We start from the raw sequence: 24,383 nt of genomic DNA on the forward strand, positions 1-24,383 counted from the left end.
TCACATGACGCACCGCGCATGACCTGCGGCGTTGCGGAGTTCCGGGGCGCGAGCCGGCGTCAGGACTCGAGCTGTTTGCGAGCGCCTTCGAAGAGGGTGGAGCAGGTCTCGACCAGGACGGTCGGCTGTTCCTGCCGCCCCCGGTGGAGCCAGTCGACGAGCAGGTGGTTCACCGCGCCGACGAGGCCGAGGGCGGCCAGCCGCTGCCGGTCGCTCGGGGCGGACTGGTCGTCGAAGCGCAGCCACACGGCGGTGGTGATCTCGGCGAAGTCCCGCAGGACCGCGTGCCTGCGGTCCTCCAGCTCCGCGGAGATCCCCACGACCTCCAGCAGGATCACGCGGGCGCGGCGGGTGTCGGCGGTGAGGTGCTCCACGAACGCCGAGAGGCCGCGCCAGGTCACCGCGTCGGCTTCGATCTCGTCGTCGAGCGCGGCGACGGTGGCGGCGCGGAGCCGGTCGATCAGCTCGTCGTAGAGCGCCATCAGGCAGGCGTGCCGGTCGCGGAAGGACTCGTAGAAGTAGCGCTCGGTGAGCCCGGCCTGCCGGCAGAGCTGCTTGACCGACGTCGCCGGGTAGCCCTGGGAGGCGAACAGCTCCAGCGCCGCCTCCAGCAGCGCCTCGCGGCGTTGCCGGGTGCGCTCGGAGGCGTCGAGCCCGGAGTAGCGGCGACCCTGTCGCTGCTCGTGCGCGGCGTTCTGCGTCATCGCTCTTTCCTCCGGTCGGCTTCTGTGGCATCCTACCCATCACATTTCTGACACACTGCCGTGTCAGATCGGGGAACGGAGGACGGGGATGGCGCACTCACTGCAGGGCCGGGTCGTCGCGGTGACCGGAGGGGCGCGGGGGATCGGGCGCGCGATCGTCGAACGGCTCGCCGCGAGCGGAGCGCGCGTGGCCATCGGCGATCGCGACCTCGAGGCCGCGCTCGCCACTGCGCGGGAAATCCCGCGCACCGTCGAGGCCTTCGACTGCGACGTGGCCGATTCGTCCTCGTTCGGCGGGTTCCTGGGCGCGGTCGAGGGCCGGTGGGGGCCGATCGACGTGCTGGTCAACAACGCCGGCGTGCTGTGGGTCGGCCGCTTCGACGAGGAACCGGAGGCGGCCACCGAGCGGCAGCTCGCGGTCAACCTGCACGGGGTGATCCGGGGCGTGAAGCTGGCCGCGCCGGCGATGCGCGCCCGCGGGCGCGGCCAGATCGTCACGGTCGCCTCGGCGGCGGCCAAGCTGTCCCCGCCCGGGGAGTCGACGTACGCGGCCACCAAGCACGGCGTGTTCGGCTACCTGACGGGCGTGCGCGCTGAACTGCGCGGCAGCGGCGTCGCGCTGTCGGTGGTCATGCCGGCGGTGGTCGACACCGAGCTCGCCGCGGGTACCGCCCCCGGTGCGGCGCGGCTGCTCAGCCCTGGTGAGGTCGCCGACGCCGTCGTGGCGGTCATCCGCCGTCCGCGCTTCGAGGTGACCGTGCCCGGCTACGTGGGTCCGCTGACGCGGTGGGTCAACCTCCTGCCCCAGCGCGCTCGCGACCTCGTGCTCCGGCGCTTGGTGCCCGATCAGGTCGCCGCCAAGCCGGACGAGGAGCTCCGCGCCCGCTACGAATCCCGATACGTGACCGCCACCGACGGCGAGGAGACGACGGGATGACGACCTCACCACCGGCCCAGATCACCCGCCCGATCCCCGAGTTCGAGGGCGTCCACGGCATCTGGCCGCGCGGCGAGCGGCTGCGGGCGGTGCGCGCCGCCGCGGAGAGCTACCGGGAGCGCTTCCTCGCCCAGGGGCACGTTTCCGCGATCAAGAGCATCGACATCGCCGCGGCGCCCTACCCGACGCGGTTCGCCTTCCAGGGCTACTCGGTGCACGTCAACCCGATGATCTCCATCATCAACCGGATGTTCGTCATCCAGTTCGAGGGGTTCGACGGCCGGCTCAAGACCCTGGTGTGGGAGCCGACCGTGGCCGCCGGTTCCGCCGAGGCGCCGTTCTACAACAAGCTGCAGGCGCTGAGCCAGAAGCTGGGGGCCGAGAAGCTCTTCGTCAAGTACTACAACGACCCGGATGCGGTGCTGCCCGGTCTGGGGTTGAGCAACTCCGACGTCGACTACCTCAGCTTCGACCACCTGCACGTGCAGGACGTGCGCATGATCCTCGGCAGCAGCACGCCGATCCCCGGCGAGCCGGCACCGCGCGAGCCCCTGTTCCCGCACGCGAAGCTGCTGGTGCACCGCAAGGAGCTGGGCACCTTCGAGTCGATGCACCCCATGCAGTGGGCCTGGTACGTCGAGCGCGGCATGGAAGGCGTCTCCACCGACCAGCTCGAGATCATCGACGGCGACGTCGAACTCGGTGTCGGCGTCAGCCTCCTGTGGACCCCTGGGCACACCGACGGCAACCACTCGCTGGTCGTCAACACGCCCGACGGCGTCTGGGTCTCGTCGGAGAACGGCATGGCCGCCGACAGCTGGCAGCCGGAGCTGTCGAAGATCCCCGGTGTGAAGCAGCAGGCGCGCTTCTACGGCCGCGAGGTGGTGCTCAACGCCAACACGCTGGAAGACTCCCTGGACCAGTACGACTCGATGGTCAAGGAGAAGACGCTGGCGTCCTACTCGCCGAAGGCGCCGCAGTGGCTACAGATCATCCCGTCCTCGGAGTGCGCTCCGTGGAAGCGGCAGTGGCCCGTCGTCCCGACGCACACCCACGGCGGGCTCGACTACGGCACCATCACCAAGCCCGGAGGGGCGGGCGTCTGAACCGGACGCGACGCGGCCGGTGTTCAGGGGGGAAGGGGGACGGGTAGTCCTCGCGCGTGGAGCGAAAATGGGAGCGGCGCGACTACGAGCGGGGACTACCCGGCTACCACGATCCCGGGGTGCGCTACCTGGGAGCGCCCGCGGCGCGGAGCGCCTTGACGCTGCGGCTGTGGTTGGCCGGGTTCGGACTCGTCTTCTGCACCGCGGCGGCGGTCGGGCTCTTCGTGCTCGTCCCGCCGTTGGCGTGGTTCGCCTGGGTCCTGGTCGTGCTCGCGGTCGCCGCGCTGGCCGACTTCATCTGGGTGCTGCACAGGAAGCGCCGCGGCGAACCCGGCTAGGAGCCGCCGTCAGGAGCGGGAGGAGTCCAGGTGGTGGTCGGCGGTGTCGGCGAACTCCCACCACGCGAGCGGGAGCCAGTCGCCGCTCACGAAGGCGTCGACGGCGGAACCGCGGCCGTGGGTGACCACGGTGGTGCCCACGGGATAGGTGACGCCGGACATGCCGGTGACGGGAACGAGCAGCTTTCCAACGCGCCTTGCCACGTCTCCTCCGGTTGATTCGGGTGAGGTGAATCGCAACGCCCTGATCAGGGCAAAGCGTTCTCATTGATTGCGAAATTCTAGCCACCGTGTCAAGTGCCCAGAATTCATCTGAGACGACCAACTCATTTTTCGGTCGTTTGTTGGTGCGCGTCCATTTCTGATCATTCATGCGCGCCGGGTCAGGTGTCGATCTTTTCCAGGAATTGAATGCGGACGGTCTCGCCGCCGGGCACGTCGAGGCCTCGGAGTCGCAGGGGAGCGGCATCGGTTCCGGGCGAGCCGGTGACCACGAGTTCGACGGTGCGTCCGGCGGCCAGTCCCGCGTAGCGCCCCGGGCGCGGGAGCGCGGTGCCCTCCGGGAGAACCACCTCGTGGCCGCTGGTGAGCGCGCCCTCCACCTCGTGCGGACGGCCGAGCGCGCGAGCGGCGGCGAGGAGGTCGCCGCGCTGCAGGCAGCCGCGGATGTGGGTCGACGAGCAGTCCGCCCCGTCGGCGGGCATCAGGTGCACCCCGCGGGTGGTGAAGCCGTGGCGGGTGCCGAGGCGCCGCAGGGTGTCGACGTCACCGGCGCCGCGATGCCCGAAGGTGAAGTTGGCGCCGACCACCACGCTGCTGGCGTGCAGCGCGTTGACCAGCACGTTCTCGACGAACTCCGCGGGGCTCATCCGGGCCAGCTCGGGGGTGAACGGCAGGACGCACACGCGGTCGACGCCGAGCTCGCGGGCGAGGCCGGCCCTGCGTTCGACGCTGCTCAGCGCCGAGGTGTCGCGCGGCAGCCCGAGCACGCGCGCCGGATGCGGGTCGAAGGTGACCAGAACGGTGGGCAGACCGGACTCGGCCGCGGCGCGCAGTGTGTTCTCGATCAGCCAGGCGTGCCCGCGGTGCACGCCGTCGAACACGCCGATGGTGACCGCGCAGGACGGCCAGTCGGCGGGAACGTCGCTGAGCCCGCGCCACACGGTGCGCTGCCGGAGAGCTTCGCGGACCACGGCTACCCCCAACGGATTTCGGGATGTGCGCTGGTGGAACCGCAGTCGACGCGGAAGCACCGGACCTGCGCCGGCTGCGGTTCTTCGAGCACGCTAAGCAGCCGCCGAACACCCCGCGATCCGCCAGGCGCACTCGCTGTCCGGAAACCGCAACCGCCGTCGACTTCGTCAGCCCGGAGTCGTCGCGGGGAAGTGGTGGATGAGCTCGCGGGTGTGGATGCGGACGCCGTCGCGCGGGCGTCCGCCGGCCATCTTGGCGACCTGGAGGCAGAAGCGCACCCACATGTTCAGCTGGATCTCCTTGGCCAGCCGCAGGCGGGTGTACAGCAGGTGGACGAGCCGGCTGCCGGGCCGCGCCCAGGTCTCGATCTCGAAGACGATCGCGCTTTCCTCCGGCGCGGCGCTGAACTCGATCTGGCCCGCTTCGAGGTGCCCGCGCAAGGTGGCGAAGCGGAACGAGGTGTCCGCGCGGCCGATGACGCGCACCGGACCGTTCCACGGCCCCGGCATGCGCACGACGCAGTCCTCCCCGAGCTGCAGCGGACTCCGCTGGGTGTGCGATCGGTCGAACGTCGCGACTTCGTTGGGCAGAGCGCGGTTGAAATCGGCCATCACCATCTCCATCAGCTCCGGCGCGCCGAGGTCGGGTTCGTCGATGACGACGCTGAAGTGCCGGTGGAACAGGGGTCCCGCTCCATCGCAGAGCTGCTGGCAGCGCTCGTCGAGGTGATCTCCGGGGACGTCGGCGGGCAGGTCCGACTCGTCGCCGGGTTCCTCGCGGCGGTGCAGGGGAGTGGTCAGCCAGAGGTAGCGCCAGGAGACCAGCGCCATTCCGAGCGCCGAGCGGATCACGATCGGCACGATGCGCGCGGGCGAGACGTCGGCTGTCACCTCGTTCCTTTCGCGTGGACGCTCTCAGACGGGCATGGTGAAGGTGTGCCCCTCCGGGCGGCAGGCGAAACCCAGGCTTTCGGGAGGACCGATGTTCGTGCTGTTGCTACACCGGATCGGACTGCGCAGCACGCAGCTGCACCTGGCGTCGATGGCCGGGGTCGCGCTGTGCCTCGGCTTGTGGGTCCGCGCCAAGACCGTTGATCAGCAGGAGCGCGGCAATGCCGAACGCCGCGCCCTGTTCACCGGGTTGTGGCCGCCGACGTTGTGGTTGATCGGTGACTCGTTGCGCGAGTTCGAGTGACGGTGCGCCTCCCTCGTCCCACGGGCGCCACGCAGCGCGCTCGCGCGCTGGCGGGTTTGCGGAGCAGGGCCGTGAACTTCACCGAGGACGAGCCGCATTCGCCCGGAGGTGAGTGGAACTTCGACACCCACCGTCGTTTCCTCGCCCGCGAAGCGCCGGGGCCTCCGGAACCCGGTGGCGCGTGGGACATCGCCCGCGCGTTCGTGCGCGACTACGAGTTCTCCGATCCCGACCGCGTCCGCGCCGTCTACGACGGCCGCGAGGAGTTGCTGGGCCGGAACATGCTGCTGGAGGGGCGGTTCTACGGCTTGCGGTTCGACATGGGCGTTCGGGTCACGGTGGTGATCGACGAGACGCGCGAGGGCGACCGCAGGGTGTGGGGCTGGGGTTACGAGACGCTCGAAGGGCACCTCGAACGCGGTCGCATGACCTACGAGGTCGTCAAGGACATGGGCTCGGGGGCGGTCGAGTTCGTGATCACCGGGTTCTCCCAGGACGACCCGGCGCTCGATCCGGTGCTCCGGCTGGGCTGGCGCCTGTTCGGCAGGCCCACTCAGCTCGGGTTCTACCGGCGGTGCGGGGCTCGGATGTACGAGCTCGTCCGGGCCCGCCTCGCCGACGGGTGCGGCGCCACCGGCGAGCGACGTCACGACGGGCTGCTGCTCGCGCCCTCGGACGCGCGGCCGGGGCCGTTCGAGCGCTTCGCGCTGCGCATCGACCACCCCAGCTCCGGGCACGAGCGATGACACCCGTGCACGAGGAGGCGACGTTCACCTCGTGGTGGCTCCGCCCGGTTGGCCGCGGGGTCCAGCGGGTATTCGGGGCCCGCAGTCCCGCTGCGGTTCGATCGGAGGAGATTCGCATGGCCGAGGAAGCTCGCTCAGCGGTGCTCGCAGGTTTCGACGGCACGGAAGCGTCCCGCGAAGCGGTCCGCTGGGCCGCGCAGGAGGCCTCCAGCAGGCGTTCGCCGCTGCTGCTGGTGCACGTCCTGGCACGGCCCTTCCAGCACTCCATCCCGATGCGCATCCCCGACGAGGACGAGGTCATGGGGAAGCTGGCGGACGCGGTTCGCCGTGAGCTGGAATCTCTGGAGGATTCCTGCAGGGCGATGGATCCCGACCTCGACGTGCGCAAGAGCATCCCGATCGGGGACGCGGCGGAACTCCTGATCGAGCTCGCCGGTGAAGCGGAGCTGGTCGTGCTGGGCGGCCCGCTGGTCGGTGCCCGCACGGATCGCCTGGGGGTGACCGCGGCGGAGGTGATCGCTCGCCGTGCCGCTGCCCCGATCGTCGTGGTCCGCGGCGAGACCACCTCGGCGGAGGACGCCCCGGTGGTCGTCGGGGTCGACGGGTCCGCCGTGAGCACCCGGGCGATCGGCTTCGCCTACGAGTCCGCCGCCCGGCGCAACCGCCCGCTGGTGGCCGTGCACTCCTGGGGCGAATCGGCGTTCAACCCGTTCGACATCGTCGACGAGTGGGACACCGACCGGAGCGAGTTCCGGGACAGGGCCGACGAGGTGCTCGCCGAGTCGACGGCCGGGTGGGGTGAGCGGTACCCCGACGTGCGGGTCCGCCACGTGGTCGGCGCGGACCAGCCCGCGCACCTCCTCCTCGGCGAGGCCGACGGAGCGAACCTGCTGGTGGTGGGCAGCCACGGGAGGGGGCCGGTGCGCCGCGCCTTCCTCGGGTCGGTCAGTCACGCGGTGCTCAACCAGGCGAACTGCCCGGTGGCGGTGCTGCCCGCGGAGTGACGGCGGTTTTCCCGCGCGGCCGACCGGGTAGGGCGTGGTGGCCTGCGGGTTTCGACGGTGAGGAGTGGGCACCATGCAGCGAGGCTCGGACAAGCACGGACCGATGAAGGACGACGAGCTGGAGAAGGAGATGGAGGGGCACCTCCGCGGCGGCGGCAGTCAGCGAGCCGACGAGGCGCTCGAAGCCGAACCGCCCGCGGACGACGACCCGAAGACCGACATCCGCCCCGACCCTCCCGCGGGGAGCTGAGCTCGGTCAGCGCTCCTGCTCGCCGCGGGCGGCGGTGGGCTCCGCCCGCGTGCGGGCGATCTTCCACAGCACCACGGCGAGGGCCGCCAAGGTGGGCGCCAGGAGCACGGCGGAGTTCGAGACGCCCGCGACGGTCTGCTGGAGCCACGCCTGCACGGCGAACTGGGTGTCCACATCGGTCAAGCCGCCGAGGTTCGCGGTGCCCTCGGTGAGGACGAACATCAAGCCGATGGCCACGAACACCAGCCCGGAGACGATGTTGGTGGTGTGCAGGCGAAGTGGACCGATCGCGACCTCGCGCCCGCGCAACCACGCCCGCCGTCCGAGCTGGAACCGCTCCCAGAGCAGCGCGAGCAGGAACAGCGGGAAGGCCATGCCGAGGGCGAACACGGCGAGCAGCACCGCACCGTAGAGCGGCTCGCCCCCGGCGGCCGAAACGGTGAGCACGCTGCCGAGCAGCGGCCCCGCGCAGAACCCGGCCAGCCCGTAGACGGCGCCCAGCGCGTACACCGACAGCCCGGAGGAGATGTGGATGCGCCCGGTCAGCTGCTGCGCCGCGGTGAACCCGAAGCCCTTGCCGGAGATCTGCAGCACGCCGAGCCCGATCAGCACCACACCGCTGAGCAGGGTCAGCGTCGTGCGGTGCTGGGTCAGCAGCGCGCCGAAGAACCCCGCGGCGGCCCCGAGCGGGACCAGCGTGGTCGCCAGACCCAGGTAGAAGACCCCTGACCTGGCGACCAGCTTGCCGAACCCGTCGAAGGCGTAGGCGAAGAAGGACGGGAGCAGCATCGCCGAGCACGGGCTGATCAGGGTGAGCAGCCCGCCGAGGAACGCGCCGAGCAGTCCGATCTGGCTCATCGCGCGGCCGCTTCCACCCGCTCGATGGTCTGCACGAACTGGTCGAGCGGCTGAGCACCGAGGATGGGCTCATCGTTGACCAGGAACGTCGGCGTGCTCGACACGCCGATCTGCGAACCCTCGATCGCGTCGGCCCGGATGGCCTCCAGCACGGCCGGGTCGTTCATGTCCGCCTCGAACTTCGCGATGTCGGTGATCCCGACCTGCTGCGCGTAGCCGACGAGCTTGTCGTGCGGCAGCGACGGGTGGCCCTTCTCCGGCGCGTCCTGGTAGATCGCGCCCACGTACTCCCAGAACTTGCCCTGGGCCGCAGCCGCCCGGCCGGCCTTGGCCGCTGCGAGCGATTCCTCGCCGAAGATGGGGAAGTCGCGCCATTCGATGCGCAGGACGCCGGAGTCGACGTAGCGCTTGATCAGTTCGGGCTCGATGTCCCGGGTGAACTTGGCGCAGAACGGACAGCGGTAGTCGGAGTAGTTGAGCATGACGACCGGAGCGTCGGGCTTGCCGAGGGCCAGCGGGTCGCCGGGGGCGCGGCGCGCCAGCTTCACCAGCGGGCTCTCCTGCTGCTTCTCGGCCTGCTGCGGCGCGGCCTGATCCGAACCGCCTGGGGAGGTCAGCATGTTCCCCAGCAGGAACGCGGCCACGACGGCGAGCACCACCGCGGTCACGTTCAGCCACTTCTTCTTTCCTGCGCCGCTCATCGGTCACCACTCTCCTTCAGCTCGGGCAGCCGCGAGCCTACCTACGACGAGCTGTAGTAGTTGAGCCGGGACAGGGCTCCAGAGGGTGATGTCCGCCATTCGGCGCCTGGGGGTGCGGTGAAACCGCTTCGGGCAGCCGCGTTTCAGCGGTTGCCGGGAAGCTCGGCGGAGGACGTCGTCAGAGGAGCGAGATGCCGAAGCAGTACAGCAGGACCAGGCAGGCCACGACGCCCACCGCGACGACGGCCGGGGACGCGGAGACGACCGCGGTCGCCACGTAGCTCGTCCGGTGCAGGCTCCCCGGAGCCGAGTTGTTCAGCCAGTGCAGCCGCAGCTGCAGGGATTCCCGCGACATCGCCAGCGAGGCCGCGGGCGCCGCGTCACCGGTCACCGCGCGCAGCGCGGCGCGCACCGACCCCGCGCCGCAGTGCCGTGCGGCCGCGGCATCGGCGGCGAGCTCCACCAGCACGCGGACCGTCGACGGTGCGATCCGGAACAGCGGCACGAACGGCAGCGCCTGGGCGAGCGCGGTCATGAGCAGCACCAGGGCGTGATGTCGCCCGGACAGGTGTGCGCGCTCGTGCGCGAGGACGGCTTCCCGGGTCTCGGCGTCGAGCCGCCGCACCCCGGTGGTCGCCACGATCGCCCCGCGCCGGCCGCCGATGCTGTAGGCCACGGGCGTGGCCTGCTCCAGCCACAGCACGCGGGATTCCGGGTCCTCGCGGGAGAGCAGCCGCACGGCCGTCATGTGGCGATGCCGCTGGGCGGCTTCCCTGCGGACGAGCCCGGCGGCCGTGACCAGCACGTGCAGCACCGCGCCGGCCACCAGCGCCGCTCCGCCGAGCCGGAGCAGATGCTCCCAGGCGCTCGCGTGTCCGTGCACGACGTTGACGCAGCTCTGCGCCATGCCGATGACGCCGTCGACGCTCCCGTTGTTCGGCACAAGCAACAGCGTCGCGCCGGCGATGGCGGCACCGATCGCCGCCAGCGGGGAGGCGACCCACCCGGCCAGCGCGATACCGGGACGCACCCGGGGGTGGAGCAGCGGCCGCAGGTACAGCGGCCCGAAGACCGCGATCACGACCGCGCCCGCGAGCAACCCGATGGCGATCGTCATGCCCGTCCGCGCCCCTTCTCCAGGGCTCGGCGCAGCAGCTCCGACTCGCGCTCGGAGACCGAGGCGGCGAAGTGCAGCAGCACCGACTCCGCGTCGCCGGAGGAGTCGAGGACCTCGCGCAGCACGTGCGCACCCGCTTCTTCCCGCGAGCGCGCGGGCCAGTAGCCGTAGGCGCGGCCGGTGCGGGCGCGGTCCACCCAGCCCTTGTCGTGCAGGCGGTCGAGGACCGTCATGATCGTGGTGTAGGCGAACTCGCGCTCAGCCGGTAGCTGTTCGAGCACGTCGCGCACGCGAAGCCGCTCGTCGGCCGCCCACAGGACGTCCATGACCTTCAGCTCCAACTCACCCAGCCCGAGCATCGCACCTCCAACGCCGTCAGTTTAGGTGACGGCCGGGACCGCCTCGGGGGAGCGGATCCGGCGAGCGCGTGATGTCGTCCACGCCTCGCCCTCGTGCTCCGTTCGGCCTGTTCTGCTGGAGGGCAGGTACCGGCGCCGGACGAGAGGGAGAGATCCTGTGCTCACGCTGAGCGAAGTCGCTCACCAGACCCTCGCGGTTCGGGCTGGTCGCGGGTGAGCGCGCTCCTGCTCGGGGCGGTCGCGATCGGCATCGCGGCGGTCGTCGGCGGGATGTCCGGCTTCGCCGCATCGCTGCTGGCCACGCCTGCGCTCCTGCTGATCGGCTACGAGGTCCCCGCGGTCGTCGTGGTCAACCTGACCGTGACGGTGGTGACCCGTCTCGTCGTCGCGATCCGGAGCCGCGCGGAGATCCGCGGCAGGCAGGTCTGGCTGCTGATGTGCGGCAGCGCGCCCGGAGCGGTGCTGGGGGCACTCACCGTCGGGCTCCTTCCGCCCGAGGTCCTGCGGGTCACGGCCGGTGTCGTGGTCGTCCTGCTCGGGATCCAGCTGCTGCTGCCGGTGCGCGGGGTCAGGCCGATCGGCCGGACCGAGCACGTCGCCACCGGGGCTCTGAGCGGCTACCTGTCCACCACGACCTCGCTCAACGGGGCACCGGTCGCGGCGCTGCTGGGCCGGTGCCGGTTGCCGGTCTCCGCCTTCCTCGCGACGCTCGCCTGCTACTTCGTGATCACCAACCTGCTCTCGCTGGGGATCTTGGCGGTGGTCCGGTTCTCGGACCTGCCGCACCTGTGGCCGGCCCTGCCGGTCCTGGTGGTGGCCGGTCTCGTGGGCAACGCGGTGGGCACGAGGATCTCGACCAAGCTGTCCGCGCACGCGTTCGCGCGGATCGTCGCGGCGCTGGTGATCGCCTCCGGCCTGGCCACGGTGTTCACCTGATCCGCCAGGTCAGTCGTCCCGCTGCGCGCGGTCGCGGAGTCGGTCGAGGAGGCCGTCCAGCGCGGTCAGGTCGTCGTTGCTGAAGTCGGCGAAGAGCTCCCGCAGGTTGCGCGCGTGCCCGACCGCCGCGCGGTCGAGGATCTCCCGGCCGCTGCCGGTGATGGCGGCGAAGGAGATGCGCCGGTCGGTGGTGCAGGGGCGGCGCTCGACGTAGCCGGCCTTGTGCATCCGGTCGATCAGGCGCGTGACGCCGCCGGTGGTGAGAGCGATCTCGTCGGCCAGCGCTCCCATGGTCAGCTGCCCGTTCTCCGAGCGGGCCAGGCGGATGAGGACCTCGAACCAGGCGTGGGGCAGCCCGACTTCGGTCTCCATGGCGGGGCCGAGGCGCTGTTCGAGCCGACTGTAGGACTCCACCAGGCGCCCGAACGTGGTGATGAGGCGGTCGTCGATCGGGGAGGGCACCGACCGAGCGTACCGCGTCGGTCGTTGACTCGTCAGACGTTGACTTCGTGAACTATCGATGATTACCGTGGCAACATCTGACCAGTCAGGGAATGAGGAGGTGGGGACGTGAGCGGCTTCCCGGAGCCGGTGGTGCTGGAACGCGGGGACGGTGCCGGTCCGCTCGTCGTGCTGCTGCACGGGCGTGGCTCGCGCGAGAGCGAGATCATCGCCCTCGCCGACTCGCTGCCCACCGGCCTGTCGTACGCGGCGGTGCGCGCACCGATCGCGGAGGGCGACGGATTCGCCTGGTTCGCCAACCGCGGCATCGGTCGGCCGGTCGCGGAATCCCTGCGGGCCACCGTGGACTGGTTCCGCGCGTGGCTCGACGACGTCGCGCCCGAGCGGCCGGTGCTGCTGGCCGGGTTCAGCGGCGGTGCCGCGTTCGCCGGTGGCCTCCTGCTCGACGACCCGCGGCGCTTCGCGGGCGCGGCGATCCTCTGCGGCACGCTGCCCTTCGACGCCGGGGTGCCGACGACTCCGGCGAGGCTGGCAGGGGTCCCGGTGTTCCTCGCCCACGGCGAGCAGGACCGCGTGATCCCGCGTGAACTGCTCGACCGCACGTGGGACTACCTGACCGGTGCCTCCGGTGCACCGACCTTCGCCCTGCGCTCCTCCGGCGGTCACGGCGTGACGCCCGAGGTTCTGGCGAACCTGGGGGCCTGGCTGGACGAGCGCGCCGGGTTCCTGCAACGGTACGGCTCCGGCCCGCGAGTTCTCCAGCGGTGGGCGGATTTCCCCGACGGCCTGCCCGAACGTCGCGGACCACGTCCCGAGGTCAGCGACACCATCCCGCAGCAGCAGCTGTCCGACAACGCGCCGCCGGAGCTGCAGGAGGAGCTGTTCCGCCGGATCGCCGCGCTGCCCGGGGTCAACAGCGCGCAGTCGGCCATCTCCGTCCCGGGTGCCCGCGGGTTCATGCTGACGCCGCCGCACGCGGGCCCGCCCGAGGCGTTCCTGGTGCCCAGCGCCGGCGAGTTCGCCCACCTGCACCCCGGTTTCGACGGGTCGCTGCACGTCGCGCTGCCGGTGGGGTTGGCGGCCGAGGCGATCGCGCGCGGCTGGGCGGTCGCCCACCCGCTGGCCGGAATTCGGCTGACCCCCGGAATGGTGCTGGTCCACGGCCCGCGCGACGAGTCCGAACTGGACACCGTCGCGGCCGTCGTCGCGACCGCCCGGGCGTGGGCGGCCGGTGAGGCGTTGAGCCCCGCACATGCGTCCCGGACTTCTCCGGGCAAGCGAGAACTCGCACCAGTAGAAGGAGAGATCAAGTGAACAAGCCCTCGACCGCCGGTGACCTGCTGCTGCTCGTCGGCCGCGTGGTCATCGGAGCCGTGTTCATCGCCCACGGTCTGCAGAAGTTCCTCGAGTGGGGCATCGCAGGAACCGCCCAGTCGTTCGGCCAGATGGGGATTCCGCTGCCCGGCGTCTCCGCGTGGGTCGCGGCCCTGGTGGAGACCGTCGGCGGCGCGGCCCTGGTGCTGGGCGCCGGGCTGCCGGTGGCCGGAGTGCTGCTGGCGCTGAACATGCTGGGCGCGCTGGTGTTCTACCACCTGCCGACCGGTTTCTTCGTCTCCGACGACGACGGCGGCATCGAGTACGTGCTGGTGCTCGCGGCGGCCTCCCTGGCACTGGCCTTCCGCGGCGGCGCCTACACGCTGGACAACGCCCTCAACCGCAACAAGGACGCAGCGGCGGCCTGACCTCCCCGTCTCGGTCGAGGCAACCCCTCGACCGAGACGGCCAGGCCCGAGCAGGGCGACCAGTGCCGGAGCACTCGGCTACCACCGCCGATGCACCTCTTCGGCCCAACCGAAGTGGTCCGCGACCCGGTAGGTCCGCCCGGACCGCGAGGTGACCGTCCCGGAGAACCGGCCGAACACCTGATCCTCCCTGCTGAGGACGATCTTCTTGTCGAACTTCGAGGCGCGGTGGAACACCGGGCGGAACTCCACCTCGACGCCGCTGCCGCGAATCTGCCACGGCGCCATCCAGTCGCCCGGGTCGTAGACCCAGTCGAGCTCGTCGCTGATCTTCTCGATGCGACCGTCGATGCGCAGCGAGTTCTCCGTGGACGGGGTGCCGTCCGTCCACTTCGCACCGAACTGGAGACCGATCTCGTGGCCGTCGGTGACCCCGCTCGCCGACGCCCAGTTCCACACGATCGAATACGGCCAGCGTCCCCGCCCGTGGTCCATCGTCGCGTAGGCGCCGGCACCACCGACGGCGTGCTCGCGGCGGTCGAACGAGATCCGGCCGGTGACGGCCAGACAGTTGTCCTTCCGCGTGTACTGGAAGACCCGGTCACTCCACGGGACCAGGACGCCCATCGACTCGTGATCCTCACCGATCTCCACGAACAGCTCCGCCGTCACGCGCTCGGAGTTCGCCGACAACCGGACGCCGCCGTCGCACGGGTGGATCCCGACGTCGACGCGCTTTCCGCTGCCCACGATCGGCCGGCTTCCCCACGGGGCGGACATGGCGTGGTTGCGCTGCAACCACTTCACCTCGGCGTCGGACACCGACTTCGAGGTCGCCAGGTCCAGGCAGAACAGGGAGAACCCCGACTTGTAGTCGGTGTCGGAGATCGAGAACGCCAGCACCACCTCGGGCGTGAAGACGCACCAGTAGTCGAAGCGCTTGTTGCGGCCCCAACCCGTGAGGTTATCGCGGTGCCGCGGGAATCGGCTCCAGCCGACCGCACGGGGGTTCAGCCGGCCGTTGGGCAGGCACAGGTCGACGGTCTGATCGATTTCTCGTTCCACTTCGCGAACTCCAGACGAAACGGGGAGCGCTGTCCCGGCGGGCTCCCGCACGGCAGCGCGGTTGACCGGATCAGGCAGGGCTCTTGCCCAGTTCCTTGAGAATCCTCGGGTACTCCGCGTCCAGCTTGTAGAACAGCAGCAGCACGATCATGAGCAGGCTGACGATCACGGGAACCCAGATGAACAGGGCCGAGATCATCGAGATCGCCTCGGGCGACTGGGACGCCTGGGCGCCGACGTAGCCGCTGAGAGCGAGGCTCCAACCGATCAGTGCGCTGCCGAGGCCGGTTCCGATCTTGATCCCCATGCTGGCGCCGCTGTAGATCAGGCCTTCGATGCGAGTTCCGGTTCGCCACTCGCCGTACTCCATCGTGTCGGCCAGCATCGCGAAGATGATGCCCATGACGGCGGCCTTGCCGAACCCGCGCACCACCTGTCCGACGGTGGCGAGCGCGACGTTGTCCGGGTCGATGAGGATGATCAGCGATCCGATGACCGCGACGGCGCAACCGGTGATCGCGGTGTTGCGCTTGCCGAAGCGCTTCGCGACCGGGACCACGAACAGGATGCCGATCAGCGTCGCGAGGGTCAGCGCGGTCGCCAGCGCACCGACCATCGCCGGGTCACCGACGACGTACTTCGCGAAGTACACGGCCATGCCCGCGGTGATGCCGTTGAACACGTACATCAGCATCAGCACGACGGTGATGATCGCCCAGTACTTGTTGCGCAGCAGGGAGGTGAGCCCGTCCCTGACCGAGGGGCGGGCGTCGTCGGCCTGCACGCGCGACGTCGGGTCGGTGCGTTCCACAGTGGATCGGAACGTGATGAAGTAGATCGCGGCGGCGGCGATTCCGTACACCACGAACACCGAGACCCAGCCCGACTGGCCGCCCCCGAGCGCCTCGACGAACGGGATGGTGACGTTGCTGATCGCGATGATCGCCACGTAGGCGCCGATCATCTTCGCCACGTTCAGGACCGAGCGCTGGTGCTGGTCGTAGGTCATCAAGGCGCCGAGCGTCCCGTGCGGGATCTCCACCGCCGTGTAGATCAGCAGGGCGACGTTGTAGGTGACGATGACGTAGATGATCGTCGTGACCTCGCCGCTGCCGCCGGGGATGGTGAACAGCAGGACCGCGGCGATGGCGAAGGGAACCGCGAGCCACAGCAACCACGGTCGCGCCTTGCCGTGCTTGGAGCGGGTCTTGTCGAGGACGACGCCCATCACCACGTCGCTGACACCGTCGAGGATCCGCGAGAAGAACATGACGGTGCCGATGACACCGGCGGCGATCCCGGCGACGTCGGTGTAGAAGAAGACCAGGAAGGTCGAGATGCCGGTCCAGATCACGTTGTTGGCGGCACCGCCCATCCCGTAGCCGATCTTCTCCCAGCGGCCGGGCTGCGCGGAGACCGCGCTCCTGGATGCGTCAAGACTTCCTGATTGCGTCGACATCGGCGTCCTTGCCTCAGATCTTCAGTTCGAAGTGCGGTGGGCCTGCGCGGTGCGGGGGTCGGCCGAGCAGAACGGCCGGAAGACCGCGCCATCGCTGATGAGCCGGCAGGCCAGGGCGCGGGTGCGCACGGCGATGACCTCGTCGGGGCCTGCGCTCGCGGTACGCGAAGGATCTTCACTGATGGATCGAGGTCCGGTCCAATACCGAATCAGTCCTGCAGTGAGACTCCACGCAGAACAAACGAGGTCGGGGCAGGACGTGCGCCGTCAGCGCGCCGATGTCCGGGGTGGGGCGGCCGGTTGTTCACCACGGGAGCCACATCGGACTGAGCGGCGGACGTTGGGGCCCGCCCGTGCGTCACGCGCGCGTGGGTGCGTCGCGGGGCGCTTACCGTAGGCGCGTGGAACGTCGTCAGCTTGAGTACTTCCTCGCCGTGGTGGACCACGGCGGGTTCACCGCGGCCGCCGCTGCGCTGCACGTGGCGCAGCCGTCGCTGTCGCACTCGATCAAGGTGCTCGAACGGGAGTTGGGCGCGGAGCTCTTCCACAGGTTGCCCCGCAGCGTGCAGCTCACCTCGGCGGGTGCCGCGCTGATCGACTCCGCGCGCCGGGCGTTGCGCGAGCTGGAGATCGGCCGGGCGGCGGTGCGGGACGTGACCGGGTTGATGGCCGGCCGGTTGGACCTGGTCACGTTGCCCACGCTCGCGCTCGACCCGCTCGCGGAGGTGATCGGGCGGTTCCGCGCTCGTCATCCGCAGGTTCGGGTGCGGTTGAAGCAGCTGGAGTTCGGCGAGGGCGTGCAGGCGGCGGTGCGCAGCGGTGAGGCGGAGCTGGGCCTCGCCGACGCGATGCCGCACCCGGCCGATGACCTGGAGAGCGCGCCGGTCGGTGAGCAGGAGCTCGTCGTCGCGCTGCCGCCGGGCAGCGCCCTGCCGCCGGAGGGGCGGATGACCGTCGAGGACCTGCTGACCCGGGACGTGGTGACCGGGTTCGAGGGCACGCTGGTGCGCGATCTCCTGCGCGCCGAGGCCGAACGGCGCGGTGTCGAGCTCAACGTCGTGGTGGAGGTCGGGCACCGCGAATCAGCGCTGCACCTCGTCGTCGCCGGTGCCGGGTGCGCGGTCCTCCCGCACCCGCTGGCGAGTCTGGCCGAGCTCAAGGGCGCGGTGCTCTGCTCGATGGAGCCGCCGCTGAACCGTCGGATCAACGTCTTCCAGCGGCCGGGACGGCTCTCTCCCGCCGCGCAGGAGTTCCTGCGGATGCTGCTTCACCAGGACTGATAGAAGGCCACTATCGGATGCCCTGAAAATTCGTCTTTGTGCCGTTCGGTCGGGCGCGGTCCAATCGCCGTTGTGACTGACACCACTAGACTCCTCTGCGGCAGCGTCGCCGATCTCCGGCCCAGGGTGGTCACCCTCGGCACGGCAGGAGGGCCCCGTTGGTGGCCCGGTGCGGATGCCGGCGAGCGCTCCGGCATCGCCACCGCCGTCATCGTCGGCGACCGCGCCTACCTCGTCGACGCCGGTCACGGCGTCGGGCGGCAGCTGAACCTGGCGGGCATCCAGGTCAGCTCCTTGCGCGCCGTGTTCCTCACGCACCTGCACTCCGATCACACCGTCGACCTGGCGAGCCTGGCGCTGTTCGGCATGTTCACCTTCGGCGCGGACCAGCACCCGATCCGGATCATCGGGCCCGGCGACCGCGGCGCGCTGCCGCCCGTCGCCGCCCACGCGGTGGTGCCGCCGACGCCGGTGTTCGCCGAGCAGCCCACGCCCGGCACCGCGGCGATGTTCCACCACCTGATGGCCGCCCACGCCACCGATCTCAACGACCGCGTGCTCGACGCCCTGCGCCCCAGCCCGCTCGACCACTTCCTGCCCGAGGACATCCGCATCCCGGAGGACTCCGGGTACCACCCGAACGACAACGCGACACCGGACGACGTGCGGCCCTTCGAGGTCTACGCCGACGAGCTGGTCACCGTCACCGCCACCCTCGTGCGCCACCCGCCGATCGCACCGGCGTTCGCGTTCCGCTTCGACACCGCCGCGGGGTCGGTCACCATCTCCGGTGACACGGCGCCCTGCGACAACCTGATCCACCTCGCCCGCGACACCGATCTGCTGCTGCACGAGGCGATCGACTTCGACTGGGTGCACCGCAGCTACTCGGGTGGAGGCCCGACCGCGCAGGCCTCGATCGAGCACCACACCAAGTCGCACACGAGTCCGCAGCAGGCGGTCGACATCGCCAACGCGGCGGGCGCCAAGGCGCTGGCCCTGCACCACCTGGTGCCCGGCACCGCGCCGCGATCGGTCTGGGAGAGCGCGGCGCAGCGGTGTCACGGCGACTTCTTCGTCCCCGACGACCTCGACGTGCTGCCCTTCGGGACGTCGCTCGGAGCTCATCTCGCGCGCGAAGGGGTGGTCGCACCATGAGCCAGACCACCGGAGCCGCGCAGCGGGAATCCACTTCGGACACCCTCAACACCCGGGAGATGCGGCGCATCCTGGCGTCGAGCTTCATCGGCAGCGCCATCGAGTTCTACGACTTCATCCTGTACGCGACCGCCGCCAGTCTCGTGTTCGGCAAGTTGTTCTTCGCCGGGATGCCGCCCGCCGTGGGGCTTTTCGCCTCGTTCAGCACGCTGGCCGTCGGGTACGTCGCCCGTCCGCTCGGTGGGGCGATCTTCGGTCACTTCGGCGACCGGCTCGGGCGCAAGGGCGTGCTGATCGTGTCCATGGTGCTGATGGGCGTTGCCACCAGCGCGATCGGCATGCTGCCGACGAGCACGCAGATCGGGGTCGCGGCACCGACCCTGCTGGTCGTGCTGCGGCTGGTGCAGGGCCTGGCCGTCGGTGGTGAGTGGGGCGGCGCGATGCTCGTCGCGCTCGAGCACGCTCCGTCGACGCGCCGCGGCTTCGCGGCCAGCTTCGCCAACATGGGTGGCCCGGCCGGTGCCGTGCTCGCGACGCTGGTCATGTCCGCGGTGTCGACGTTGCCGGACGCGCAGTTCCTCAGCTGGGGCTGGCGGGTGCCCTTCCTGCTCAGCATCGTGCTGATCGCCATCGGACTGGTGATCCGGTTGAAGGTGGCCGAGACGCCGCTGTTCCTGGAACTGGGGGAGAAGGCCGAACGGCGCAAGATCCCGCTGATGGAGGTGATCACGCAGTACCCGCGGAACCTCGTGCTCGGCATCATCGCCGGGATGAGCTCCTACACCGTGCAGGGCCTGATGACCGTGTGGGCGGTGGCCTACGTCATCGAGCTGGGCGTGGGCCGGACCGGCGTGCTCAACGTCAAGGCGGTCGGGGCGACGCTGACGATCGTGGCGATCTGGTTCGCCGCACGCCTGTCCGACCGGTTCGGCCGCAAGCCGGTGATGTTCGCCGGCATGCTCGCCGGTGCGGTGCTGGCGTACCCGATCATCTGGCTGCTGCAGACGGGCACGCTGTGGGGCTTCGCGATCGGGCTCTTCCTGGCCAACGGCATCGTTCAGGGCGTGATCTTCGGGCCGTTCGGCGCGTTCGTCGCCGAGCTCTTCCCGACCCGGATGCGCTACACCGGCGCGTCGCTGGCCTACCAGACCGCCTCGACCCTCGGCGCCGGGTTCACCCCGGCGATCGCCTCCGGGCTGGTGCTCGCGGCAGGGGGCCACTTGTGGCTGGTGGCGTTGGTGTGGGCCCTGTCGTTCCTGGTCTCCACCGGCTGCGTGCTGATGACCCGCGAGGGGCGCGCGGTCGACCTCGCCGGGGAGACCAAGTAGTGGTCGACCTCGCCGGTGCCGGACGGATCTCGAGTCCGTCCGGCACCGGCGGGCTTCAGCGGCCGGTGTTGGTGAGCGCGAAGAACTCCTGCCTGGTCTGGGGGTCGTCGCGCAACGACCCCTGCAGCGCGGAGGTCACCGTGCGGGAACCGCCCGCCTGCACGCCGCGCAGCGACATGCACAGGTGCTCGGCCTCGATGACGACGCCGACGCCCTGGGGCGCCAGCTTGTCCTGCAGCCAGTCGGCGACCTGCTTGGTGAGCCGTTCCTGCACCTGCAGGTCGCGGGCGAACAGCTCCACGACCCGCGCGAGCTTCGACAGTCCGAGGATGCGCTGGTCGGGCAGGTAGCCGACGTGCGCGATCCCGTGGAAGGGCAGCATGTGGTGCTCGCACAGCGACTGCACCGGAATGCTCTTGGCGAGCACCAGCTCGTCGTAGCCCTCGTCGTTGGGGAACGTCGTCAGGTTGAACTCGCGCGGCGTCAGCAGTTCCGCGTAGCTGGCCGCCACCCGGCGCGGGGTGTCGGCCAGGTGCGGGTCGGAGGGGTTCTTGCCCATGGCGATGAGCAGGTCGGTGACCGCCCGCTCGGCCGCGTCCAGGTCGTAGCCCTGGCGTCCGTGCACCACGTGCAACGCCCTGACCCCGCCGCGCTCGGGCAGCACGTCGTCGGTCAGGTCGACCGCGCCTCCGGCCGGCGGCCTCATCGCGCACCGCGCCGGGACGAGTGCGCGACGGCGAGCCTGGCCAGCGCGACCGCCGCCACCAGCAGACCGACGTCGCGCAACAGCAGGGACGCCTGGTAGCTCGGGCCGGACGAGGCTCCGGTGCGGGACCGGGTGGGTGCCGGAACGTCGGATCTCATGGCACGCCTCCTTCTAACGTAAGTAAATATTGACGTTAGAACCGGCGGATGTCTTTCGTCAATCCTCGCTGGCGTTAGAATGCGGAGGTGGACGAACCTGCTGTGAGCGAGGACCTGGCCGCTCGGGTCGCGGCGGTCGCCGCGCTGGACGAGCCCAGCCGACGGCGGCTGTACGACCACGTCGTGCGGCAGTCGGAGCCGGTCAGCCGCGACGAGGCGGCGGCCGCGGTCGACCTCGCGCGCACGACCGCCGCGTTCCACCTCGACCGGTTGGTGGCGGAGGGGCTGCTCGAGGTCAGCTACGAACGCCGCACCGGCCGCACCGGTCCGGGCGCGGGCAGGACGGCGAAGCTGTACCGGCGTTCGCAGCACCAGGTCGGGGTGTCCCTGCCCGAGCGTCGCTACGACCTCGCGGGCCGGTTGCTCGCCGCCGCGGTCGCCGAGGCGGAGGAGACGGGGGAGCGGCCTCGCGACATCGCCGACCGGAAAGCCCGCGAACTGGGCCGCGAACTGGCGCGCGACGCGGCGGCTGACGGTGCCGCGGCCGATCCGGCGCTGACGGCTCTGCAGGTCCTCGAGGCCCACGGTTTCGAACCGCGGGAGGAGGGCGCCGAAGTCGCGCTGGTCAACTGCCCGTTCCACGCCCTGGCCCAGGAGCACACCGCGCTCGTGTGCGGGATGAACCTGCAGCTGTGCAGCGGGCTTCTCGCCGAAGCCGGCGTCACCGCACTGGCCGCCCGCCTGGACCCGCGACCCGGCCACTGCTGCGTCCGCCTCACCCCGAAAACCGACCCCCAACCCTGACCGGCCCGAGCAGCAGTCGCCCTCGCAGCGCTGGAAGGTGTCGAGTCCTGGTCTGAGGTGCAAAGCTGCGGACTGTTGCCGTCACGGCGGCGGAAGGCAGCCGCTCGACGCGCATCCCGTCCCGGATCCGGAAAGGCATGTCGTGTCGAACGCCGCTGCTCACCCCGCTCACCGCCGCGTCGTGGGTGTGCTCGTCGCTGCACAGGTCCTCAGCGGAGCCGGGCTCGCCGCCGGCATCACCGTCGGTGCCCTGCTGGCCCAGGACCTGCTCGGCAGCACCGGCCTGTCGGGTCTTCCCAGCGCCCTGTTCACCATCGGTTCCGCCGCCGCGGCAGTGCTCGTCGGGCGCCTCTCGCAGCGGTGGGGGCGGCGCGCGGGGTTATCGCTGGGCTACGGGGCCGGGGCCCTCGGCAGCCTCGGCGTCGTCGTGGCAGCCGCACTCGGCAGCGTCGCCCTGCTGTTCTCCGCGCTGTTCGTCTACGGCGCCGGCACCGCTGCCAACCTCCAAGCCCGCTACGCCGGAGCCGATCTCGCACCCGAGCAGCACCGGGGCCGGGCCGTGAGCACCGTGCTGATGGCCACCACGCTCGGCGCCGTCGCCGGACCGAACCTGGCCACGATCACCGGTGATCTGGCCGACGCGCTCGACATCCCGCGGTTGGCAGGGCCGTTCCTGCTCGCCGCGGCCGCCTACGCCGCTGCGGCGCTCGTGCTCTGGGTGATGTTGCGGCCGGACCCGCTGCTGACCGCGCGCGAACTCGCCGCGAGCGCTCCGCAGGAAACCGGTGCGCGGCAGCGCGTCACCGGCGTGTCCGGAGGTGGCGGTCGACTCGTGCTGGGTGCGTCGGTCATGGTCCTCACGCAGCTCGTGATGGTCGGCATCATGACGATGACCCCCATCCACATGCAGCACCACGGCCATGACGTGGGTGCCGCCGGTCTGGTCATCGCCGTGCACGTGGCCGGCATGTACCTGCCCTCGCCGATCAGCGGCCTGCTCGCCGACCGGTTCGGCCGCCTGCCCGTGGCGACCGCCGCGGCCATCACCCTGCTAGCGGCCGGTCTGCTCGCCGCTTTCGCCCCGCCCCACTCGGTTCTGCTCCTGGCGCTCGCCCTCGGACTGCTCGGTCTCGGCTGGAACTTCGGCCTCGTCAGCGGCACGGCGATCATCACCGACACCGTTCCGCTCGCGACCCGCGCCAAGACCCAGGGAACGGTGGACGTCGCCATCGCCATCTCCGGCGCGGGCGGCGGCATGGCCTCCGGCCTCGTCGTCGCCGGCAGCGACTACGCCACCCTCACGATCCTGGGCGGAGTCCTCGCACTCGCGATCATCCCGGCCGTGGCCTGGACCGCCCGAACCCGCTCGCCCGAGTCCCTGGCGTGAAGCGCGGTCTCCCGCTCGCGGGAGACCGCGCGGACCGGCTACTGCCGCTGCCCCGCCGGCAGGACGAAGGACACCGCGAGCGCGAGCAGCGAGATCATCACCGCGACGCCCAACGCCCACTGGTACCCGCCGGGCTGGCCCACCAGCGAGGAGAGCACCGCGGTCCCCAGCGACGCGCCCACGTTGAACGCGGCGGAGTTCAGCCCGGGCAGCAATCCCTGGTTGTCGGCGGGGGAGTACACCACACCCATGGCGTTGAGCATGATGTTGGCCATCCCGGCCGCCGTCACGCCCAGCAGCACCGCGCAGCCGACGAGCACCGCAGGGGAGGAGAGCCCGAACACCATGACCACCAGCGCCACCACGCTGCCGAGGACCCCGATGCGGAACACCTTGCGATACCCGATGTTCTGCGCGAGCCGACCGGCGAACGGCGCGACCAGCCAACCGACCAGGGCGTACGGCGTGAGGTAGAGCAGCGACGCGGCGCTCGCGCTCATCCCGAAGCCGTCCTGGGCCAGCAGCGGCAGGACGAAGTTGATCGCCGCGAAGACCCCGGCGAGCGTCAGCGTCGTGGTGAGCAGCAAACCCCACGTACCGCGGTCGCGCATCTGCCGCACCGGCACCAGGCTGTCCGGGCGGCGTCGCTCGACCAGGACGAACACCGCGAACAGCGCCACAGCCGCACCGATCAGGAGAGCGCTGCCACCGGAGATCCCGACGGTGAGCAGGCCGATCGTCGTGCACAGCAGGGCGACACCCCGCCAGTCCATCCGCGCACCCGCTGAAGGCCGGCTGTCGGGTAGCCACCGCCACACCAGTCCAGCCGCGATGAGCCCGACGACGAGGATCGACGCGAAAACACCGCGGAAACCGACGGTGTCCACGATGGCGCCGCCGAGGAGGGCGTCGACTCCGGCGACTCCGCCGTTGACGCCCGTGATGATCCCGACGTGGACGCCGAACCGCTCGGGCGGCACGGCGTCCCGCAGCACCATCAGCGACATCGGCACCAGCACGCCGCACACGCCTTGCACGCCGCGCGCGGCGTAGAGGACTTCGATGTTCGGCGCGAGGAGGCCGATGACGGTGCCCGCGTTGGTCACCGCCACGACGGCGAGGATCACCGGCCGGCGACCGACGATGTCGGACAGCCGGGGCAGGAACACCCCGAACAGCGCGGCCGACAGGAAGAAGACGGTCGCTTGGAGGCCGACCTGCTCGGCGCTGGCGTCCAAGCGCTCACCGAGGTCGGTGACGGCCGGGCTGAGCATGGTCGCGTTGAGCTGGAAGAGGACCACCGCGCTGATCAGCGCGGCCATGAGACGGCCGACCGGGGCCTGCTGCCCGCGGTGGTCGGCCAAGCGCACGTGCTCCATTGAACGCACCA

The 24,383-nt window shown here is 70.8% G+C and carries 29 protein-coding genes; 15 read left to right on the plus strand and 14 right to left on the minus strand.

The annotated features are described in order from the left end of the window. Positions 1 to 59: 59 nt before the first annotated feature. Positions 60 to 704, minus strand: a complete 645-nt coding sequence (locus KBO27_RS30390; protein WP_210973293.1) for a TetR/AcrR family transcriptional regulator — start codon at positions 702 to 704, stop codon at positions 60 to 62. Between the two features lie 88 nt (positions 705 to 792). Here KBO27_RS30390 and KBO27_RS30395 point away from each other — a divergent pair, with 88 nt between their 5' ends. Genes KBO27_RS30395 through KBO27_RS30405 form a run of 3 tightly spaced genes read left to right on the plus strand, consistent with a single transcriptional unit; the run spans position 793 to position 3,085 of the window. Then, positions 793 to 1,641 carry an SDR family oxidoreductase gene (locus KBO27_RS30395; protein WP_210973294.1) on the plus strand — a complete coding sequence of 283 codons (849 nt, stop codon included), beginning with the start codon at positions 793 to 795 and terminating at the stop codon, positions 1,639 to 1,641. Further along, a complete protein-coding gene (locus KBO27_RS30400) occupies positions 1,638 to 2,747 on the plus strand; it encodes an MBL fold metallo-hydrolase (RefSeq protein WP_210973295.1) in 1,110 nt (369 codons plus the stop codon). The genes KBO27_RS30395 and KBO27_RS30400 overlap by 4 nt, the downstream gene beginning before the upstream one ends. 56 nt (positions 2,748 to 2,803) lie before the next feature. Further along, on the plus strand, positions 2,804 to 3,085 hold the full coding sequence (locus tag KBO27_RS30405) for a DUF6343 family protein (RefSeq protein WP_210973296.1): 282 nt from the start codon (positions 2,804 to 2,806) through the stop codon (positions 3,083 to 3,085). Between the two features lie 9 nt (positions 3,086 to 3,094). Here KBO27_RS30405 and KBO27_RS30410 read toward each other — a convergent pair whose 3' ends face one another. The 3 genes from KBO27_RS30410 to KBO27_RS30420 all read right to left on the minus strand — a co-directional run bounded on the left by KBO27_RS30410 (position 3,095) and on the right by KBO27_RS30420 (position 5,169). Then, positions 3,095 to 3,289, minus strand: a complete 195-nt coding sequence (locus tag KBO27_RS30410) for a hypothetical protein (protein WP_210973297.1) — start codon at positions 3,287 to 3,289, stop codon at positions 3,095 to 3,097. 179 nt (positions 3,290 to 3,468) lie between these two features. Continuing rightward, positions 3,469 to 4,278 carry a cytidyltransferase gene (locus KBO27_RS30415; RefSeq protein WP_307870709.1) on the minus strand — a complete coding sequence of 270 codons (810 nt, stop codon included), beginning with the start codon at positions 4,276 to 4,278 and terminating at the stop codon, positions 3,469 to 3,471. 168 nt (positions 4,279 to 4,446) lie between these two features. After that, positions 4,447 to 5,169: a DUF1990 family protein gene (locus tag KBO27_RS30420; protein WP_307870710.1), complete on the minus strand. Its 723-nt coding sequence runs from the start codon at positions 5,167 to 5,169 to the stop codon at positions 4,447 to 4,449. 91 nt (positions 5,170 to 5,260) lie between these two features. Here KBO27_RS30420 and KBO27_RS30425 point away from each other — a divergent pair, with 91 nt between their 5' ends. The 4 genes from KBO27_RS30425 (at position 5,261) to KBO27_RS30440 (ending at position 7,473) form a co-directional block, all read left to right on the plus strand. After that, a complete protein-coding gene (locus KBO27_RS30425) occupies positions 5,261 to 5,473 on the plus strand; it encodes a hypothetical protein (protein ID WP_210973298.1) in 213 nt (70 codons plus the stop codon). Positions 5,474 to 5,544: 71 nt separating this feature from the next. Further along, positions 5,545 to 6,219, plus strand: coding sequence for a DUF1990 family protein (locus KBO27_RS30430; protein ID WP_307870711.1), 675 nt, complete (start codon positions 5,545 to 5,547; stop codon positions 6,217 to 6,219). A gap of 116 nt (positions 6,220 to 6,335) precedes the next feature. Then, positions 6,336 to 7,223 (plus strand): universal stress protein, encoded by an 888-nt coding sequence (locus tag KBO27_RS30435; protein WP_210973300.1) that lies wholly within the window; start codon positions 6,336 to 6,338, stop codon positions 7,221 to 7,223. A gap of 73 nt (positions 7,224 to 7,296) precedes the next feature. Next, complete coding sequence (locus KBO27_RS30440; protein ID WP_210973301.1) at positions 7,297 to 7,473, plus strand: hypothetical protein; 177 nt, start codon at positions 7,297 to 7,299, stop codon at positions 7,471 to 7,473. Between the two features lie 6 nt (positions 7,474 to 7,479). Here KBO27_RS30440 and KBO27_RS30445 read toward each other — a convergent pair whose 3' ends face one another. The 4 genes from KBO27_RS30445 to KBO27_RS30460 all read right to left on the minus strand — a co-directional run bounded on the left by KBO27_RS30445 (position 7,480) and on the right by KBO27_RS30460 (position 10,508). Further along, positions 7,480 to 8,331 (minus strand): cytochrome c biogenesis CcdA family protein, encoded by an 852-nt coding sequence (locus tag KBO27_RS30445; protein ID WP_210973302.1) that lies wholly within the window; start codon positions 8,329 to 8,331, stop codon positions 7,480 to 7,482. Next, the gene (locus tag KBO27_RS30450) at positions 8,328 to 9,032 is read right to left on the minus strand and encodes a DsbA family protein (RefSeq protein WP_210973303.1); all 705 of its coding nucleotides are present in this window, start codon (positions 9,030 to 9,032) and stop codon (positions 8,328 to 8,330) included. Before KBO27_RS30450 ends, KBO27_RS30445 begins: the two co-directional genes overlap by 4 nt. Before the next feature lie 178 nt (positions 9,033 to 9,210). Further along, the gene (locus KBO27_RS30455) at positions 9,211 to 10,149 is read right to left on the minus strand and encodes a M56 family metallopeptidase (RefSeq protein WP_210973304.1); all 939 of its coding nucleotides are present in this window, start codon (positions 10,147 to 10,149) and stop codon (positions 9,211 to 9,213) included. After that, positions 10,146 to 10,508 carry a BlaI/MecI/CopY family transcriptional regulator gene (locus KBO27_RS30460; RefSeq protein ID WP_210973305.1) on the minus strand — a complete coding sequence of 121 codons (363 nt, stop codon included), beginning with the start codon at positions 10,506 to 10,508 and terminating at the stop codon, positions 10,146 to 10,148. Before KBO27_RS30460 ends, KBO27_RS30455 begins: the two co-directional genes overlap by 4 nt. 213 nt (positions 10,509 to 10,721) lie before the next feature. Here KBO27_RS30460 and KBO27_RS30465 point away from each other — a divergent pair, with 213 nt between their 5' ends. Further along, positions 10,722 to 11,444, plus strand: coding sequence for a sulfite exporter TauE/SafE family protein (locus KBO27_RS30465; RefSeq protein WP_210973306.1), 723 nt, complete (start codon positions 10,722 to 10,724; stop codon positions 11,442 to 11,444). A 9-nt stretch (positions 11,445 to 11,453) separates the two neighbouring features. Here KBO27_RS30465 and KBO27_RS30470 read toward each other — a convergent pair whose 3' ends face one another. Continuing rightward, complete coding sequence (locus tag KBO27_RS30470) at positions 11,454 to 11,906, minus strand: MarR family winged helix-turn-helix transcriptional regulator (RefSeq protein WP_210973307.1); 453 nt, start codon at positions 11,904 to 11,906, stop codon at positions 11,454 to 11,456. 108 nt (positions 11,907 to 12,014) lie between these two features. Between KBO27_RS30470 and KBO27_RS30475 the strand changes: the two genes are divergently transcribed. Continuing rightward, positions 12,015 to 13,220: a luciferase domain-containing protein gene (locus tag KBO27_RS30475; RefSeq protein WP_210973308.1), complete on the plus strand. Its 1,206-nt coding sequence runs from the start codon at positions 12,015 to 12,017 to the stop codon at positions 13,218 to 13,220. Next, on the plus strand, positions 13,217 to 13,648 hold the full coding sequence (locus KBO27_RS30480) for a DoxX family protein (RefSeq protein WP_210973309.1): 432 nt from the start codon (positions 13,217 to 13,219) through the stop codon (positions 13,646 to 13,648). The genes KBO27_RS30475 and KBO27_RS30480 overlap by 4 nt, the downstream gene beginning before the upstream one ends. 78 nt (positions 13,649 to 13,726) lie before the next feature. Here the strand turns inward: KBO27_RS30480 and KBO27_RS30485 are convergent, their stop codons facing one another. Continuing rightward, positions 13,727 to 14,713, minus strand: coding sequence for a DUF2804 domain-containing protein (locus tag KBO27_RS30485; protein WP_210973310.1), 987 nt, complete (start codon positions 14,711 to 14,713; stop codon positions 13,727 to 13,729). 70 nt (positions 14,714 to 14,783) lie between these two features. Beyond that, on the minus strand, positions 14,784 to 16,172 hold the full coding sequence (locus KBO27_RS30490) for an MFS transporter (RefSeq protein ID WP_210973311.1): 1,389 nt from the start codon (positions 16,170 to 16,172) through the stop codon (positions 14,784 to 14,786). Between the two features lie 401 nt (positions 16,173 to 16,573). On the opposite strand from KBO27_RS30490, the gene KBO27_RS30495 reads away from it, so the two are divergent. The 3 genes from KBO27_RS30495 to KBO27_RS30505 all read left to right on the plus strand — a co-directional run bounded on the left by KBO27_RS30495 (position 16,574) and on the right by KBO27_RS30505 (position 19,938). Next, positions 16,574 to 17,452 (plus strand): LysR family transcriptional regulator, encoded by an 879-nt coding sequence (locus tag KBO27_RS30495; protein ID WP_210973312.1) that lies wholly within the window; start codon positions 16,574 to 16,576, stop codon positions 17,450 to 17,452. 72 nt (positions 17,453 to 17,524) lie between these two features. Next, positions 17,525 to 18,610: an MBL fold metallo-hydrolase gene (locus KBO27_RS30500; RefSeq protein ID WP_210973313.1), complete on the plus strand. Its 1,086-nt coding sequence runs from the start codon at positions 17,525 to 17,527 to the stop codon at positions 18,608 to 18,610. Next, the gene (locus KBO27_RS30505; protein ID WP_210973314.1) at positions 18,607 to 19,938 is read left to right on the plus strand and encodes an MFS transporter; all 1,332 of its coding nucleotides are present in this window, start codon (positions 18,607 to 18,609) and stop codon (positions 19,936 to 19,938) included. Before KBO27_RS30500 ends, KBO27_RS30505 begins: the two co-directional genes overlap by 4 nt. Positions 19,939 to 19,993: 55 nt before the next feature. Here the strand turns inward: KBO27_RS30505 and folE are convergent, their stop codons facing one another. Both folE and KBO27_RS30515 read right to left on the minus strand, forming a co-directional pair. After that, a complete protein-coding gene (gene folE / locus KBO27_RS30510; protein WP_210973315.1) occupies positions 19,994 to 20,644 on the minus strand; it encodes a GTP cyclohydrolase I FolE in 651 nt (216 codons plus the stop codon). Continuing rightward, positions 20,641 to 20,802 (minus strand): hypothetical protein, encoded by a 162-nt coding sequence (locus tag KBO27_RS30515; RefSeq protein WP_210973316.1) that lies wholly within the window; start codon positions 20,800 to 20,802, stop codon positions 20,641 to 20,643. Before KBO27_RS30515 ends, folE begins: the two co-directional genes overlap by 4 nt. Before the next feature lie 87 nt (positions 20,803 to 20,889). Between KBO27_RS30515 and KBO27_RS30520 the strand changes: the two genes are divergently transcribed. Together KBO27_RS30520 and KBO27_RS30525 are read left to right on the plus strand one after the other, a co-directional pair. Beyond that, complete coding sequence (locus KBO27_RS30520; RefSeq protein ID WP_307870712.1) at positions 20,890 to 21,606, plus strand: helix-turn-helix transcriptional regulator; 717 nt, start codon at positions 20,890 to 20,892, stop codon at positions 21,604 to 21,606. Positions 21,607 to 21,793: 187 nt separating this feature from the next. Further along, positions 21,794 to 22,993 carry an MFS transporter gene (locus KBO27_RS30525; RefSeq protein WP_210973317.1) on the plus strand — a complete coding sequence of 400 codons (1,200 nt, stop codon included), beginning with the start codon at positions 21,794 to 21,796 and terminating at the stop codon, positions 22,991 to 22,993. Between the two features lie 38 nt (positions 22,994 to 23,031). Here the strand turns inward: KBO27_RS30525 and KBO27_RS30530 are convergent, their stop codons facing one another. Then, positions 23,032 to 24,372 (minus strand): MFS transporter, encoded by a 1,341-nt coding sequence (locus tag KBO27_RS30530; RefSeq protein WP_210973318.1) that lies wholly within the window; start codon positions 24,370 to 24,372, stop codon positions 23,032 to 23,034. Positions 24,373 to 24,383 lie beyond the last annotated feature (11 nt).

Source organism: Saccharopolyspora endophytica (genome assembly GCF_018070075.1).
In the GTDB taxonomy this organism is placed as follows: domain Bacteria; phylum Actinomycetota; class Actinomycetes; order Mycobacteriales; family Pseudonocardiaceae; genus Saccharopolyspora; species Saccharopolyspora endophytica.